General features: G+C 73.5%; 14 protein-coding genes. 3 read left to right on the forward strand and 11 right to left on the reverse strand.

All coding sequences use genetic code 11. The features are described 5' to 3' along the window. Nucleotides 1–26 precede the first annotated feature (26 nt). The 6 genes from KM842_RS13780 to KM842_RS13805 form a co-directional block, all read right to left on the reverse strand. The gene (locus KM842_RS13780; protein ID WP_216259232.1) at nucleotides 27–2,843 is read right to left on the reverse strand and encodes an FtsX-like permease family protein; all 2,817 of its coding nucleotides are present in this window, start codon (nucleotides 2,841–2,843) and stop codon (nucleotides 27–29) included. Further along, complete coding sequence (locus KM842_RS13785; RefSeq protein ID WP_216259235.1) at nucleotides 2,840–3,571, reverse strand: ABC transporter ATP-binding protein; 732 nt, start codon at nucleotides 3,569–3,571, stop codon at nucleotides 2,840–2,842. Before KM842_RS13785 ends, KM842_RS13780 begins: the two co-directional genes overlap by 4 nt. Beyond that, complete coding sequence (locus tag KM842_RS13790; protein ID WP_253206137.1) at nucleotides 3,568–4,158, reverse strand: PadR family transcriptional regulator; 591 nt, start codon at nucleotides 4,156–4,158, stop codon at nucleotides 3,568–3,570. The genes KM842_RS13785 and KM842_RS13790 overlap by 4 nt, the downstream gene beginning before the upstream one ends. A gap of 171 nt (nucleotides 4,159–4,329) precedes the next feature. Then, nucleotides 4,330–5,211, reverse strand: a complete 882-nt coding sequence (locus KM842_RS13795) for an aldo/keto reductase (RefSeq protein WP_216259237.1) — start codon at nucleotides 5,209–5,211, stop codon at nucleotides 4,330–4,332. Nucleotides 5,212–5,220: 9 nt separating this feature from the next. After that, the gene (locus tag KM842_RS13800; protein ID WP_216259238.1) at nucleotides 5,221–5,835 is read right to left on the reverse strand and encodes a YdeI/OmpD-associated family protein; all 615 of its coding nucleotides are present in this window, start codon (nucleotides 5,833–5,835) and stop codon (nucleotides 5,221–5,223) included. A gap of 4 nt (nucleotides 5,836–5,839) precedes the next feature. Further along, complete coding sequence (locus KM842_RS13805; RefSeq protein ID WP_216259240.1) at nucleotides 5,840–6,388, reverse strand: acyl-CoA thioesterase; 549 nt, start codon at nucleotides 6,386–6,388, stop codon at nucleotides 5,840–5,842. A gap of 220 nt (nucleotides 6,389–6,608) precedes the next feature. Here KM842_RS13805 and KM842_RS13810 point away from each other — a divergent pair, with 220 nt between their 5' ends. Beyond that, the gene (locus KM842_RS13810) at nucleotides 6,609–7,595 is read left to right on the forward strand and encodes an aldo/keto reductase (protein ID WP_216259242.1); all 987 of its coding nucleotides are present in this window, start codon (nucleotides 6,609–6,611) and stop codon (nucleotides 7,593–7,595) included. Between the two features lie 95 nt (nucleotides 7,596–7,690). Here the strand turns inward: KM842_RS13810 and KM842_RS13815 are convergent, their stop codons facing one another. The 5 genes from KM842_RS13815 to KM842_RS13835 form a co-directional block, all read right to left on the reverse strand. After that, complete coding sequence (locus tag KM842_RS13815) at nucleotides 7,691–8,170, reverse strand: FBP domain-containing protein (protein ID WP_216259244.1); 480 nt, start codon at nucleotides 8,168–8,170, stop codon at nucleotides 7,691–7,693. 257 nt (nucleotides 8,171–8,427) lie between these two features. Then, on the reverse strand, nucleotides 8,428–9,201 hold the full coding sequence (locus tag KM842_RS13820) for a class I SAM-dependent methyltransferase (RefSeq protein ID WP_216259245.1): 774 nt from the start codon (nucleotides 9,199–9,201) through the stop codon (nucleotides 8,428–8,430). A gap of 103 nt (nucleotides 9,202–9,304) precedes the next feature. Then, nucleotides 9,305–10,213 (reverse strand): helix-turn-helix transcriptional regulator, encoded by a 909-nt coding sequence (locus tag KM842_RS13825; RefSeq protein WP_216259246.1) that lies wholly within the window; start codon nucleotides 10,211–10,213, stop codon nucleotides 9,305–9,307. A gap of 184 nt (nucleotides 10,214–10,397) precedes the next feature. Continuing rightward, nucleotides 10,398–11,693 carry a hemolysin family protein gene (locus tag KM842_RS13830; protein ID WP_216259247.1) on the reverse strand — a complete coding sequence of 432 codons (1,296 nt, stop codon included), beginning with the start codon at nucleotides 11,691–11,693 and terminating at the stop codon, nucleotides 10,398–10,400. Between the two features lie 149 nt (nucleotides 11,694–11,842). Next, a complete protein-coding gene (locus KM842_RS13835) occupies nucleotides 11,843–12,796 on the reverse strand; it encodes a M23 family metallopeptidase (RefSeq protein ID WP_216259248.1) in 954 nt (317 codons plus the stop codon). Between the two features lie 194 nt (nucleotides 12,797–12,990). Here KM842_RS13835 and KM842_RS13840 point away from each other — a divergent pair, with 194 nt between their 5' ends. Further along, nucleotides 12,991–13,479 carry a hypothetical protein gene (locus KM842_RS13840; RefSeq protein WP_216259249.1) on the forward strand — a complete coding sequence of 163 codons (489 nt, stop codon included), beginning with the start codon at nucleotides 12,991–12,993 and terminating at the stop codon, nucleotides 13,477–13,479. A gap of 146 nt (nucleotides 13,480–13,625) precedes the next feature. Continuing rightward, nucleotides 13,626–15,836, forward strand: a complete 2,211-nt coding sequence (locus KM842_RS13845; RefSeq protein ID WP_216259250.1) for an NADP-dependent isocitrate dehydrogenase — start codon at nucleotides 13,626–13,628, stop codon at nucleotides 15,834–15,836. The last annotated feature ends 47 nt before the right edge of the window (nucleotides 15,837–15,883 follow it).

Consider the following 15,883-nt stretch of genomic DNA (forward strand, 5'->3'; position numbering starts at 1 on the left):
CGGTGCTGCCACGGGCCTCCCGTCCGTCACGCGGTCCGCCGGACCGCCACCCGGCGTCGACGTCCGGCCACGAGCCAGACCCCGGCGGTCACCAGGACCGGCAGGCCGAGCGCGAGCACCGCGAGGGACACCGGGTCCGGCGCGAACGGCATGTGGACGACGCCCGTCGGGGTGGGCGTGAACCGCAGGGTGAGGGCGCGGAGCGGCAGGATTCCGAGCGCGACTCCGACCAGCGAGCCGACGAGCGTGAGCACCGCCGCCTGCCAGGTGGAGACCCGGCGACGGACGCCGGGCGAGGCGCCGATCGCGTCGAGCACCTCGTCGTCCCGCCGGCCGTCGGCGCGGGCGAGCCCGATGGCGACGATCGTGGCACCGAGGGTGACGATGCCGGCCAGGATCGTGACGACGATCGCGATCGGACGGAACGGGTCGTCCGGGCCGGTCTCGACGGCGAACGAGGGGAACCAGAGGTCCGCGTCGCGTCCGACACTGGTCTGCCAGGTCGCGGCGAGTGCGTCGGACTGCTCGTCGGAGATGCCGTCGGGGAACGACCCGACCAGGAAGTCCGGGTCGGTCTCGAGCCCGTGTCGCGCGGCCGCCTGCGGGGTGAGGAACAGCCCGATGTGCAGGGGCTGGTCGGTGTGCTCCACCACGGCCGGCACGGTGGTCGTCCGGAGTGGCTTGCCGGTCGGCGGCTCGCCGTACATCGCGTACTGGGAGGCCGGACGGGTGTCGAGCCGGACCACCCCGTCGCGCACGTACTCGGGTCGGACGGAGACGGCGTCGCCGCGTGCCAGTGCTGCCCGCGCGGCCCGGGACGGCTCGTGGCCGAGGAGCGTCGCGAGGTCGTCGACGCTGCCGGTGAGCACGTGCGGGCTCGAGCTGTCCGGCGACACGAGCCAGGCGGCGCACGCACCGGTGCTGCTGCTGGCGCAGTCCGGCCGGTGCACGTCGACCGGGAGGGTGACCGGCTCGTCGTCGGACTGGGTCTCCACGCTGGCCCCGAGCACCCGGACGTCGGCGTCGGGCAGGACCTGGCGCACGATCCGCACCGCGCGCTCGGTGAGGTCGGCGTCCGTCCGACCGTCCGCGCCGGTGATGCTCGCCGTGCCCACGCCCATCGCGGTGCGGAACTCGTACCGCGCCTCGGTCTGCGCCTGCGAGGCGGCCGCGAAGGTCAGGACGACCGTCGCGACGAACACGACGCTCATCACGCTCGCGAGGACAGGGACCGTGCGGACCGGGTTCCGGACGGCGTCGCGCACGGCGATCCGGGCGGGGAGTCCGAGCCGCTCCCCGACCTGGGCGACGCCGCCGAGCAGCCGACGGGCGGCGAGGACGACGCCGAGCTGCGCCAGGCACGGGCCGAGCGCGACCCCGGCCCCGACGACCAGCGCGAGGTGGTCCTCCTGCACCGGCCGGTCGTTGAGCACCAGCACGCCGATGCCGCACGCGAGCGTCATCACGACGCCGACGACGGTCAGGACCGGCCCGGCCGCCGCTGCCCACCGTCGACGGGAGACGGGCGCCGGACGGGTCGCACCACGCAGGGCACTGTCCACGTCGACCCGGCTCGCGCTCCGGGCGGCGACGAGCGACGCCGCCCACCCGGCCAGGACCCCGAGCGCCACGACCGCGAGCAGCACGAGCCACGGCAGGTGTACGCCGGGGTACTGCGCCCGGTCGCCGGAGTCGAGCAGGTGGAAGGCCGCGATGCCGCCGCCGATGCCCAGCGCGGTCCCGACGACGGCGCCGACCACCCCGAGCACGAGGCCCGAGGTCGAGACGACCGTGAACAGGAAGCGCCGGTCGCCACCGACGCTGGCGAGCACGGCGTGCGTGCGTGTGTCGGCGCGGGAGCTCACGAGGAACGCGGCCGCGGCGAGCAGCCCGACCTCGAACAGGGCGAAGGCCCCCGCGAGCCCGATGTACCCGTAGCCGATGAGCGATCCCGACCCGCGGGTGCTCGTGCTCGCGAACGGCGGGTCGAGGACGACGGACCGTGACTCGACGACGATGCCGTGGTCGTTGAACCGCTCGATCTCCGGCCAGGTCACGGTTCGGTCGGGCAGGAACACCTGCGTGGAGGCGGTGTCGTCCCGCTGCCCGAGCGACCCCCACGGGCCGAACACCGCGATGGTCGAGGCGGGCTGCCCGAGGTCGCGGAGGGTGCCCACGACGGTCATCCGCCGCTGCACGGGGTCGTCGACCTGCAGGGCGTCCCCGACGGCGATGTGCAGCCGGTCGAGGGTCGCCGGGGTCACGAGCACCTGGTCGGCGGACCGGGGGACCGCGCCGTCGATGTGGTCCCAGTGCCCGTGCAGGGCGCCGGCCCAGGTCTGCCCCTCGACCGCGGTGACGGTGACGGGGACACGCGGCCCGGCGACGACCGCCGAACCCGTGCGGACCGGGACGGAGACCGCTCCGGCGGGCACGGAGCCGAGTAGGTCGGCCGTCGGGGGCGCGGACGCACCCTCGGTGGTGGACGACGGGTCCTCGACGAACCGGTCGAGCGGGCTCTTCTTCTCCGTGGTGGTTGCGTACCGATCGACCGGGTCCTGCCGCATGCCGACCAGGTCAGGGCCGTTCGACTCGAGCAGGGTGGCGGAGCGTCCGAGCTCGACGGTCAGTCGGTCCTCGGTGCTCTGCGTCGTCGAGGCGACGAGCACGCTGCCCGCGGCGAGTCCGGCGATCGGCAGCCCGATGAGCGCTGCGACGAGCACCGCGCGGCCGGTCCGGGCGAACGCCAGACGCCGGGCCAGCAGGAGCGCCGGCCGGAGGGTGGACGGGGAGGGGCTGTGGATCGTCGGTCGGTGCGAGTCCCGACGGGGACGCTCGCTCACGGCTGGTCCTGCGCGTCCTGCAGGGCCAGCTCGACGCCGGCGTAGGCGGTCTCGTCGACGATCCGACCGTCGCGCAGGAACACGATCCGGTCGGCCCAGGCCGCGTGCCGTGCGTCGTGCGTGACGAGCAGGGCACCGGCGCCGGCGTCGACGTGCCGGCGGAGCATGCGGAGCACGACCTCCCCGGTCTGCGAGTCGAGGGCGCCGGTCGGCTCGTCGGCGAGGACGAGCCTGCGGTCGCCGACGACCCCGCGCGCGATGGCGACGCGTTGGCGCTGCCCGCCGGACAGGTCGTCGGGCCAGGCGTCGAGGCGGTGCCCGAGTTCGACGCTCTCGAGCGCGAGGACCGCTGCCTTGCGGGCCCGTCCGGTGCGCCAGCCGTCGAGCTCGAGCGGCAGTGCCACGTTCTCGACCGCGGTCAGCGAGGGGATGAGGTTAAAGTCCTGGAACACGAAGCCGAGCACCCGGCGACGCAGGGCGGCGAGTTCGCGGGCGGGCCGGTCGGACACCCACTCGCCGTCGATGCGGACCTCGCCGCTCGTGGGCGGCATGAGCGTGCCGGCGACCGACAGCAGCGTCGACTTCCCGGAGCCCGAGGTGCCCATCACGGCGACCATCTCGCCCGGGCGGATCGTCAGGTCGACACCGGCCAGGGCGGTCACGGCCTGGGCGCCGGAGCCGTACTGGACGGCGACGGCGTCGAGTTCGAGGAGCGGGGTGGTGGTCATCGGCGGGCCTCCGTGCTGCGTCGGCCGGTCGGCTCGCTGCCGAACGCGTCCTCGTCGTCGGGGGCGTCCGTCGTGGCTCGGGGAGCGGGCTGGTACCGCGCGACGCTCGACTCGACGTGGTCGAGCCACCGGACCTCGGACTCCGCCTGGAACACCATCGACTCGAGCACGAGCGACCACGCCAGCTCGGTCGAGGGGTCCGTGGTGCGCTTGAGCCGGGTGAGGTCCTGCAGCGCCCGGATCGCCGCGGCGCGCTGCACCTGCACGAGGTGCCGGACGTCGACGCCCGGCACGGTGACGGCGATCGCGAACTTGATCGCCAGCTCGTCGCGCCCGCGCTTCGAGGGCACCGGCTCGCTGAACCAGCGGTCGACGGCCTCGCGGCCCGCGTCGGTCGCCGTGTAGACGACGTGTCCGTCGTCGTCGGCGTCGCCGCGGGCCACGAGACCGTCGCGTTCCAACCGGTCGAGCGTCGTGTAGACCTGGCCGATGTTCAGCGGCCAGCTGCCCCCCGTGCGGTGCTCGAACTCCCCCCGGAGCTGGTAGCCGTAACCGGGCTCGGCCACCAGCAGTGCGAGTACGCCCATCCGAACGCTCATCGTTCCCCCTCGGCCTCCGGAGCACCTCTCCTTCGGCATACCGAGTATGCACATACCCGGTATGCCCGAGCAAGCCGCGCAGGTCACGGTCCGGCCACGGACGGACGGGAGGCCCGTGGCGATCCCGCCACGGGCCTCCCGTCTGGTCGTCTCCGACGATCAGCTGTGCAGCTTCGACAGCTCCTGGAACTCGTCGTCGGTGAGCTCGATCGTCGCACCCTGGAGGTTGTCCTCGAGGTGGTCGACGCTCGACGTGCCGGGGATCGGCAGCATGACGGGCGAGCGCTTGAGCAGCCACGCGAGCGCGACCTGCGCCGGGGTGGCGTCCTTCTGCTTCGCCAGCTCGGTGAGCGGGGAGTCCGCGCCGGTCAGGCCACCGGTCGCGAGCGGGAACCACGGGATGAACCCGATGCCCTGCTCCTCGGACCAGTCGAGGAGCTCCTCGGCCGAGCGGTCGGTGAGGTTGTAGAGGTTCTGCACGGAGACGATCGTGGCGATCTCCTGCGCGGCCTTCACGTCGTCGACGGAGACCTCGGACAGACCGATGTGGCGGATCTTGCCCTCGTCCTGCAGCTTCTTCAGCTCGCCGATCTGGTCCTCGAGCGGGACCTTCGGGTCGATGCGGTGCAGCTGGAACAGGTCGATGCGCTCGAGGCCCAGACGGCGGAGGCTCATCTCGGCCTCCTGGCGCAGGTACTCCGGGCGGCCGACCGGCGGCCACTCGTTCGGACCGGTGCGGGTCAGGCCGGCCTTGGTCGCGATCACGACGTCGTCGCCGTAGGGGTGGAGGGCCTCCTTGAGGAGCTCCTCGGCGACGTAGGGGCCGTACGAGTCGGCCGTGTCGAAGAAGTTCACGCCGAGCTCGACGGCACGCTTGAGGACGCGGATCGCCTCGTCGTGGTCCTTCGGCGGTCCCCAGACGCCGGGGCCCGTCAGCTGCATGGTGCCGTAGCCCAGTCGGTTGACCTCGAGGTCCCCGCCGATGCGGAAGGTGCCGGAGGACGCGGCCGGACGGTTCGTGGTGTCAGTGCCTGTGGTCATGTCCCCGGTCTACGCCTCCGGGGTGTCGCGCTCCTGGAGGTCCGCTCCGCGACGGGGGTACGGCGTCTCCCCGCGGGACAGCCCGGCGACGAGCTTCGTGATGCGGTTCGCCCGGGCGGTGTCGCTCGGGGCGGTCACCACCCGGTGCAGCACGGCGTACCGGTTAGCCGCGTCGAGCTCCGCGAACAGCGCGGCGGCGGTCGGCGTGGCGTCGAGCGCTACCCGCAGGTCCTCGGGCACCTCGGCTGTCGCAGCCCCCGCGTACGCGCGGTCCCACCGGCCGTCGGCCTTCGCCCGGTCGACCTCCGCCCGCCCGCGGGGCCGCACCCGTCCGGCCTCCACCAGCGCGGCGACGAGCCCGACGTTCCGCTTCGACCAGAGGGACGCCTTCCGCCGGGGGGTGAACCGTTGGAGGAACGTGGCCGCGTCGAGACCGCGCTTCGACCCGTCGATCCACCCGGAGCAGAGCGCCTCGTCCAGGGCCTGTGCGTAGGTCAGGCTCGTCGGGCTGGTCGTGCCCTTCTTCGCGAGGACGAGCCAGACCCCGTCGGACGTGTCCTCGTGCCCGTGCAGCCACGCACGCCAGGCGGCGGCGTCGGCGACGACGAACGGCTCGATCTCCATGCGGTCATGGTCGCACGCGGTCGCCCTCCGAGCCGCTGATCCGGACGGCGTCGGCCCACGCGGACACCCAGTCCGGCAGGGTCAGGTCACGGGGCGACCGGCCGGCGGCGGCGAGCAGCTCGTCGGACCGGACCGTGCCTCCCGTCCGACGGAGGAACCGGGCCTGCACGACCGCCCGCGCCACGACCGCACCGCGGCGGGTGAACGTCTGCTCCATGTAGACCGCGCGCTCGTCGACGCCGAGCACCCGCGACCGGAGCTCGAACCGCTGCCCGAGCGTCAGCGAGCGCTTGTACGTGATCGTCTGCGCGGCGACGACCGGGTACCAGCCGTGCTCGGCGATCGTCGCCCAGAAGCCGGAGCGCAGCATGAGGTCGAGCCGGCCGAGGTCGAGCAGCGACAGGTACTTCCCGTTGTTGACGTGCCGGAGCGGGTCCAGGTCGGTGAGCGTCACGCGGAACGGGGTCCGCGACTCGTCCCAGAGCGACAGCCGGCGGCGCGGGGTGAGGCGCACGCGCAGGGTGAGCAGCAGGAGCCGGAAGGTCAGGTTCACGGGGTCGATCAGACCACCAGCGGGGCCCGGGCGCGAGGAGGTTGGAGGTCCTCCACACACGACGACGTCGTCGACCGCCTCGCGTCCGCCGCTTCCCGCCACCTGCCCGCTCCCTGCCGGTGCATTCCCGGCAGACGGGCACGGCCAGTGCCTCCCTCCGTCCCGGCCCGGGCGAGTACACCGGGACCTGCAGACAACGGACCTCACGAAAGGACCACGCATGCAGACACGCTCCCTCTCCGACCTCCAGGTCGGCGCGATCGGCCTCGGCACCATGGGCATGAGCGCCTTCTACTCGGGCGCCGGCTCCGACGACGCCGAGTCGATCCGCACCATCCACCGCGCCATCGACCTCGGCGTCACGCTCTTCGACACCGCCGAGGCGTACGGCCCGTACACGAACGAGGAACTCCTCGCGGAAGCCCTCAAGGGCCGTCGCGACGAGGTCGCCATCGCCACCAAGTTCGGCCTGTACAGGCACGAGGCCGGCGAGGAGACGCCGACGCAGACCCGCGGCATCTCGAGCGCTCCCGAGTCCGTGCGCGAGGCCCTCGAGGGGTCGCTCCGCCGCCTCGGCACCGACCACATCGACCTGTACTACCAGCACCGCGTCGACCCGGCGATCCCGATCGAGGACGTCGTTGGGCAGCTCGCCGGCTTCGTGCAGGAGGGCAAGATCCGCCACATCGGGCTGTCCGAGGCCAGTGCCGCGACGATCCGCAAGGCCCACGCCGTGCACCCGATCACCGCGCTGCAGAGCGAGTACTCGCTGTGGACGCGCGACCCCGAGGGCGACGTGCTCGACACCCTCCGCGAGCTCGGCATCGGTCTCGTGCCGTACTCGCCGCTCGGCCGCGGGTTCCTCACCGGCGCGATCACGAAGCCGTCCGACCTCAGCGAGGACGACTTCCGCTCCGCGAACCCGCGCTTCCAGGAGGAGGCCTTCGCCGCGAACATGCGCATCGTCGACGCCGTCAAGGGCATCGCGGACGAGGTCGGTGGCACCCCGGCCCAGGTCGCGCTCGCGTGGCTGCTCGCCCAGGGCGACGACATCGTGCCGATCCCGGGCACCAAGCGGGTCTCGCGCCTCGAGGAGAACGTCGGCGCGGCCGACGTCACGCTGACGGCCGACCAGGTCGAGCGCCTCTCGGCCCTGCCGCTGCCGACCGGGGACCGCTACCCCGACATGTCGAGCATCGGCCGCTGAAGCGACCACCGGTCGGACGGGAGGCCCGGTACCAGCTGGTACCGGGCCTCCCGTCCGTCACGGCTCGCGCCGGGACCCGATCTCGGGACTCGACCTCAGACGTCGGCGGCGAACGCCGCGACGCGGAGCTGCAGGTCCTCCATCCGCCGGAGGCGTGCCGCCGCGGCGTCGTGGCCCTCGTACGCCGGTGGCGGGGTCCGCCGGACGTTGCGCGAGCACTGGAAGTCCTGGCAGACCAGGGTGCCGACGGTGTCGCCCTTCCGGCCCGACGGCCCGGAGCGTTTGGCGGAGTAGAACACGACGTCGTTCGGCAGCGTCACGTCCTGGCACCACGAGCACTGGGCGCGGGAGCGCGGCGACGCCTCGGCCTGCCGGAACAGCAGCCCGACGAGGTCCCCGTCGAGCGTCGGGACGACGGCGTAGGCGCGGCGGGCGGTCTTCCGGTCGCGCCAGCCGAGGAAGGTCAGGTCCTCCCAGGCGACGGTGTCGAGGTCGGGGAGGGACATGTCGGTGACCTCGCGGCGCGAGGCGTTGACGAAGGAGGCGCGGAGGGCCTCGGTGGTGACGGGGAGCACGGTGAGCCTGTCGTTGTGGGCACCCGGCGTCGCGGTGGTCGCGCACGGACCTCGGCGGCACGGAGCCGCGAGCCGGACGTGGTCGACGTCGGCACGCGTGGCGCGGTGGCGAGGTGTGCTGCGACCCGGCGAGCGGGTGCGGTGGTTCTGGAGGGGTCGGGAGCGGGAGCCGTGTCGTCGACACGGCCGGGGCGTCAGGCCCTGATGCCGGCGCAGGCGCCGACGACCTCCTCGGGACGGTTGCTCACGCAGCCACCCTACGGCTGGGCGACGACGAGCACCAGCGCACCCTCGTACGACGGCTGCACGCGGAGCCGGCCGTACCGGGCGTCCCACGAGCCGTCCTCGATCGCGGTGCGGAGGGCGGCGACCGAGCGGGCCGCGGTCATCTCGTCGACGGACGCCCACGCCGGGTCCGCCCGTCGCGCCCCCGTGTCGAGCAGCCGCTCCGGACGGCCGTAGTACGCCTCGGAGAACCCGTCGACGCACGTGAAGGGGATCGGCAGCCGGGTCGTCGTGACCTGCCCACCGAGGGCGTCGGTGATCCGGTCGAGGGACGGGTACCGACGGGCCTCGGCCGCCACGACCTCGGGGGCGTAGTCGGCGAGCCAGTGGTCCTCGACCCGTGCGGGGTCGGAGGTCAGCAGGACGACGGGCCCCCGGGTGACCCGGCGCACCTCGGCCAGCCCGCGCTCGAGGTCCGACCACCGGTGCACCGAGAAGGTCGACAACGCGGCGTCGAAGGCGTCGTCGGCGAACGGCAGGTCCTCGGCGGTGGCGTCCAGGGCCTCGGGCAGGTCGGCTGGACGCCGGGCGCGCGCGGCGGCGGAGGGCTCGACGGCGGTGACCTCGCGGTCGCGCGGCTCGTACGACCCGGTGCCGGCCCCGACGTCCAGGACGGTGCGGGCCTGGCCGAGCGCGACCCGGATCGCCCGCTCGAAGGCCGGCTCCGGACGGCGGTAGCGCGTGTCGCCCTCGCCGACGGTGCCGTGGTCGTCGTCCCCGGCTGGTCCGTCCGCAGTCCTGGTCACGCCGTCAGCCTACGGCGCGCGGTCGGGGCGGGGCGGGGCTGGCCGGAGGGGCCGGGCCGGGGCTGTGCTGGTGGGGCTGGACGGGCGGCGCCGGCCTCGCCGGTCAGTCGACGCGGTCCGCCGACTCGGCCGTGCGCGTGGCCGCCCGCTGCTCCGCCAGTTCGGTCGCCGCCCAGGTGCCGAGCAGCGACAGGGAGCGCTCGGACTCCGACCCGGGGTCGGCGCCGTACGTGAACACCGTCAGGCCGGGGTCGGCGACGAGGTCGAGCGCCTCGAAGGTCAGCTCGAGGTCGCCGACGATCGGGTGGTGCAGGTGCTTCCGTCCCGAGCGGTGCACGTGCACGTCGTGCTCGGCCCACCACGTGCGGAACTCCTCGCTCTTCACGGACAGCTCGCCGACCAGGGTCATCAGTCCGGGCTCGCAGGGGTTCGACGCCGCGGTGGTCCGCAGCACGGCGACGGCGTCGCGGGCGGTCTGCTCCCAGCGCGGGAAGAAGTCCCGCGCGGCGGGGTCGAGGAACGCGAAGCGCGCGGTGTTGACCGGCCGCCCGGCACCGGCGAACACCGGGGCGTAGAGGGCGCGACCGAGCGTATTCGTCGCGACGATGTCCAGGCGTTCGTTGCGCACCCAGGCCGGGGCGCCGGTGACCGCGTCGAGGAGGCGCTGCACCGCGGGTCGGACCGAGGTCGGCACCGCGCGGTGGGTCGTCTTCACGCCCGCGTTCGCCAGCCGGGCCAGGTCGGCCAGATGCGCGCGCTCGGCCTCGTCGAGCTGGAGCGCGGTGGCGAGGCCGTCGAGCACACCCTCGGAGACGCCCTTCAGCGTGCCGCGTTCGAGCCGCGTGTAGTAGTCGACGCTCACCCCGGCGAGCATCGCGACCTCGTGCCGACGCAGGCCCGGCACCCGTCGCGTCCCGCCCCCGAAGGACGGCATGCCCGCCTGGTCGGGCGTCAGTCGGGCCCGTCGGCTGGACAGGAAGTCGCGGATCTCGTTGCGCACGTCGATACCCATGCGGCAAGGCTACGTCGGCGGGCCGGTCCCGCGGGTCCCGCGGCCGTCGGCTGTCCCGTCCCCGCGCGCCGACGTGCCGTGCCGGCCCCGAAGGCCCGTGGCGGCCGACCGTGGGTGCAGCGGTCCGACCACCGGACGGGAGGCCTGCCCACCGTCGCGGGGAGCGCCTCCCGTCCGGGTGGGGTCAGTCGACGATGGCCGCGGCCGTCGGGACCGGGGCGGCGGCCTGGACCGCCGCGATCCGCACCCGCGCCAGGCGGTGACCGGCCATGGCGGTCACCTCGAGGCGGTGTCCGGCGGTCTCGACGACGTCACCGACCCGCGGCACACGGTCGAGTGCGACCTGCACGAGACCGCCGACGGTCTCGTAGTCGCCGTCGGGCAGGACGGGTCCGCCCTCGGCCGCGAGGTCCTCGAGGACGAGTGCGCCGTCGACCTCGTCCGGCACGGTCGGGGTGCGGTCGTCGTACTCGTCGTGGATGGTGCCGACCAGGTCCTCGAGCAGGGCCTCGAGCGTGACCATGCCCGCGCTGCCGCCGTACTCGTCGACGACGAGCGCGATCTGGTGGCCGTCGGCGCGCATGGCGGCGATGGCGCCGGTGAGCGACTTCGTCTCGGGCAGGGCCAGGACCGGGCGCACCACGGTCGCGACGGCCGCGGTCGGGTCGGTCGGGCGCAGCAGGTCGCGCAGGTGCACGAAGCCGACGACGTCGTCGCGCGACCCGGCGGTGACGAGGTGGCGGGTGTGACCGTGGTCGATCGCCCGGTCGGTCGCGGTCCCGATCGGCAGGTCGGCGGCGAGGACGTCGACGTCGAACCAGGGGCGCATCGACTCGCGGAGGATCCGGTCACCCGCGTCGAGGGCACTCCGGGCGATCCGTCGGCCCTGCGCGTCGATCGCGTCGTGGTCGGTGACGAGGCCGCGGAGTTCCTCGGTGCTCATCGACTCGCTGCGGGCGTGCGGATCGCCGCCGAGGAGTCGGACGACCGCGTTCGTCGACGCCGACAGCACCCAGATGACCGGGCGCATCGCGATCGCGAAGCGGTCGAGCGTGGGCGCCACGAGCATCGAGAAGCCCTCGGCGCGCTGCAGGGCCAGACGCTTCGGGACGAGCTCGCCGAACACGAGGGACAGGTAGGCGATCACGAGCGTCATCGCGACGAGGGCGACGGCCTCGGCGGCACCGCGGTCGAGGCCGAGCCCGGTGAGGAGCGGGGCGACGTCCGGGGCGATCGAGGCGGCACCGTACGCGGCCGAGAAGAACCCGGCGACCGTGACGCCGATCTGCACGGCGGAGAGGAAGCGGTTCGGGTCGCGGCCGAGTGCGGCGACCCGGGCGCCCCGGCCACCGCGGCGTTCGAGCTGCTGCAGCTGCGACTCACGCAGGGAGACGAGGGCGATCTCGGCGGCGGCGAACACCCCGCCGACGAGCACGAAGAGGACGACGAGGGCGAAGGCGATCCAGGTGTCGGCACCCATCAGCGGGTCCGGGCGGAGCGCGACGGCGCGGCGGTCGTCGAGGGGGCGGGCGGTCGGTGGTGATCGTCCATGCTGTGATCCTGCACAGGATCGCTGGGACGACGCCGCAGGACTGCTGTGCCGCAGCTGGTGGAGGTGGTCGGGTGGGGTTAGAGCGCCCGGCCCGTGTGCGCCGCGATCCAGGCGGCCGGGTCGATCGGGAGCGTGCCGTCCATGAGGACCTCGAGGTGCAGGTGCGCGCCCGTCGAGACCCCGGACGAGCCGACGCTCCCGATGAACTGCCCGGGCTGGACGGTGTCGCCGACCCGGAGCGGCGAGGACCCGGGGATCATGTGGCCGTACAGGGTCGAGACCTTCCGGCCGTCCACCACGTGGTCGACGATCACGGTCTCGCCGTACGAGAAGTAGACGCCCGAGACCCGCACGGTGCCCGCGGCGACCGAACCGATCGGAGCGCCCATGCCCGGGTTGAAGTCGAGGCCCTGGTGCAGCGACGAGCACGCGCCGCACGGGGCGGTGCGGTACCCGAAGCCGGAGCTCATCCGCACGGGGCCCGGGAAGGGGGACCGGACCTCGCCGCCGTAGGTCACGGTGTCGCCGGCTGCTGCATCGGTCGCGGCCACCCCGCCGCCGACCGTGAAGCCGTCGCGGCTCGTGCTGGCGAGGGCGACCCGGGTCACGCCGAAGTCCTGTGAGCCGACCGCGGGCGCGAGGATCGACGTGGCGGCGGACGTCCCGGTGCCGGCGTGCGCGGGCATCGCGGAGGCGCCGAACATGGCGAGGGCGGCGACGGCGCTCGTGATCGTGAGGCGGCTGGCGCGTGCGCCCCGACGACGGGGAGCGGCGGACTGTGTCGACGTCAGGGGCGTGGTCGCGGCGTGCGGGGCGACCGCGACCCGGCGTCGGGGGACCCGGCGGATGCGGGTGTTGGCGTGCGGCTGCGGGGCCGGCGCGGTGACTCGGCGTGCCCGGTCGTCGTGCGGCGGCGGCGTCGCCCGCTCTGCCCGGCCGGTCTGCTGCGCCCGCTCCGCCGCGAGGGCAGCACGACGGGTCAGGTGCACGACGGGCGTGCTGCCGGGGTGGTCTGCGTGAGGGGGAGTCATGGCCGCAGACCATTCTGCACGAAGCTGTCCGCTTGTACAGCCCCGGTTCCGGCTGCTCCGCGGGTGCTCGGACGACGTACGCGCTGCTGGGAGTCGACCCGGCCCCGCTGGGAGTCGGCCGGTCGGACCGGGTGATCCGGGCCTCCCGGCCGGTCCGTCAGTAGGGTCGGGACCAGCGACGGAGAGGACCCCTCATGGCCCGATCGCCGCGGGAGCGGCACGAACCCATCGACCTGCGGTCGGCGGAGGTCGTGCTCGCCGGGACCCAGGACCTGCTCCCCGTCCTCCGATCGGCCGCCGTGCGCGCCGGGGTGGACGCCGGACGCATGCGGGTGGTCGGTGTCGACGACCTGCCGGACCTGCACGGGCCGGCCGAGGCCGAACTGGCCGTCATTGCGATCCGCCGACCCGGTGACGACCCCGCCTTCCACCGCGCACAGGAGGCCGCCGAGCTGCTCGAGCCGCTCCTCCGCCTCGATGCCGTCCGCATCGTGATCACCGTGTCGGGCGTGACCCGGCTCGCGCCGAAGCTCGAACGCGCCCTCACCGCCGAGGTCCTGCACCAGCTCGGGGCCGCGACCGCGGTGTCGGGGTTCCGGCGCCCGTTCCGGAACCTGCGGACGCGACTCGGCACCGCGGGGCTCCGGACCGCCGGGCTCCGGGTGTTCCGCCTGACGGTCTGAGGGCGCGCCCGCTCCGGTTCCCGTTCCTCCACAGGAGGCCCACCCTCGATCTCCGTCCACCGGACGAGTATCTTGATGTCGAGACATCTCACGCCGCGAGTAGCGTGGGGGGCACGGACCGCGCGAACAAGGGAGTACCCGCCAGCATGGCCAAGATCATCTACACGCTCACCGACGAGGCCCCGTTCCTCGCGACCCACTCCTTCCTGCCCGTCATCGCGTCCTTCGCGAAGACCGCGGGCGTCGACGTCGAGACCCGCGACATCTCGCTCTCGGGTCGGATCATCGCCCTGTTCCCGGAGCGGCTCACCGACGAGCAGCGCCTGGACGACGCGCTGGCCGAGCTCGGTGAACTCGCCGGGACGCCCGAGGCGAACATCATCAAGCTGCCGAACATCTCGGCGTCGATCCCGCAGCTCAAGGTCGCCATCGCCGAGCTGCAGTCGCAGGGGTACGACCTGCCGGACTACCCCGACGAGCCGACGACGGACGAGGAGCGCGACGCCCGTGCTCGCTACGACCGCGTCAAGGGCAGCGCCGTCAACCCCGTCCTGCGCGAGGGCAACTCCGACCGCCGGGCGCCGCTCTCGGTCAAGAACTACGCCCGCAAGCACCCGCACCGCATGGGCGCGTGGAGCTCCGACTCGAAGACGAACGTCGTCACGATGGGCGTCGACGACTTCCGGTCGAACGAGAAGTCCTGGGTCGCCCCGGACGCCGACACCCTGACGATCACCTTCGTCGCGCAGGACGGCACCGAGCAGGTCCTCAAGCAGTCGATCCCGGTGCTCGCCGGCGAGGTCGTCGACGGCACCGTGCTGCACGTCGCCGCGCTCGAGCAGTTCCTGCGGCAGCAGATCCAGCGCGCCGCGGACGAGGGCATCCTGTTCTCGGTCCACCTCAAGGCCACGATGATGAAGGTCTCCGACCCGATCATCTTCGGGCACGTCATCCGGGCGTTCTTCCCCGACGTGTTCGCCCGCTACGGCGCCGACCTCGCCGCGGCCGGTCTCACCCCGAACGACGGCCTCGGCTCCATCCTGGCCGGACTCGACGCGCTGCCGAACGGCGCCGAGATCAAGCGGGCGTTCGAGGACGGCATCGACGCCGGCCCCGACCTCGCCATGGTCGACTCCGACAAGGGCATCACGAACCTGCACGTCCCGAGCGACGTCATCGTCGACGCCTCGATGCCGGCGATGATCCGCACCTCCGGCCACATGTGGGGCCCGGACGGCGAGGAGCGCGACACCGTCGCCGTCATCCCGGACTCGAGCTACGCCGGCATCTACCAGGCCGTCATCGAGGACTGCCGCGCCAACGGTGCGTTCGACCCGGCCACCATGGGCTCGGTGCCGAACGTCGGACTCATGGCCCTCAAGGCCGAGGAGTACGGCTCGCACGACAAGACGTTCGAGCTCCCCGGTGCCGGTGTCGTCCGCGTGACGAACGCCGCCGGCGAGACCGTCCTCGAGCACGACGTCGAGCAGGGCGACATCTGGCGCGCCTGCCAGACCAAGGACGTCGCCGTGCGCGACTGGGTGAAGCTCGCCGTCACCCGCGCCCGTGCGACCGGCTCGCCCGCCGTGTTCTGGCTCGACGAGACGCGGGCGCACGACGCCGTCCTCATCGGCCTCGTCCGCACGTACCTGCAGGAGCACGACACCGACGGCCTGCAGATCGAGGTCATGTCGCCCGAGGACGCCATGCGGTTCTCGCTCGAGCGCATCCGCCGCGGCGAGGACACCATCTCGGTGACCGGCAACGTCCTGCGCGACTACCTGACCGACCTGTTCCCGATCATGGAGCTCGGCACCTCGGCGAAGATGCTCTCCGTCGTCCCGCTCCTCGGCGGCGGTGGCCTGTTCGAGACCGGTGCCGGCGGCTCCGCCCCGAAGCACGTCCAGCAGCTCGTGCAGCAGGACTACCTGCGGTGGGACAGCCTCGGTGAGTTCCTGGCGCTCGCGGTCAGCCTCGAGCACCTCGCCGGTGTGACGGGCAACGCGCGGGCCAAGGTCCTCGCCGACACCCTCGACCGTGCCACCGGGACGTTCCTCGACCAGGACAAGTCCCCGGGCCGCAAGCTCGGCTCGATCGACAACCGCGGCAGCCACTTCTACCTGGCCAAGTACTGGGCCGAGGAGCTCGCCGCGCAGACCGAGGACACCGAGCTCGCGGCCGCGTTCCAGGGCCTCGCCACGACGCTCGGCGAGCAGGAGCACACCATCGTCGAGGAGCTCGTCGCGGTGCAGGGACACCCGGCCGACATCGGCGGGTACTACCGGCCCGACGACGCCAAGACCAGTGCGGTCATGCGTCCGTCGGCGACGCTGAACGCGGCGCTCGCGAGCCTGTAGGCGCGCGACCCAGGGACGGGAGGCCCGGTGCCAGCTGGCACCGGGCC

This window comes from Curtobacterium sp. L6-1 (genome assembly GCF_018885305.1).
Classification (GTDB): domain Bacteria; phylum Actinomycetota; class Actinomycetes; order Actinomycetales; family Microbacteriaceae; genus Curtobacterium; species Curtobacterium aetherium.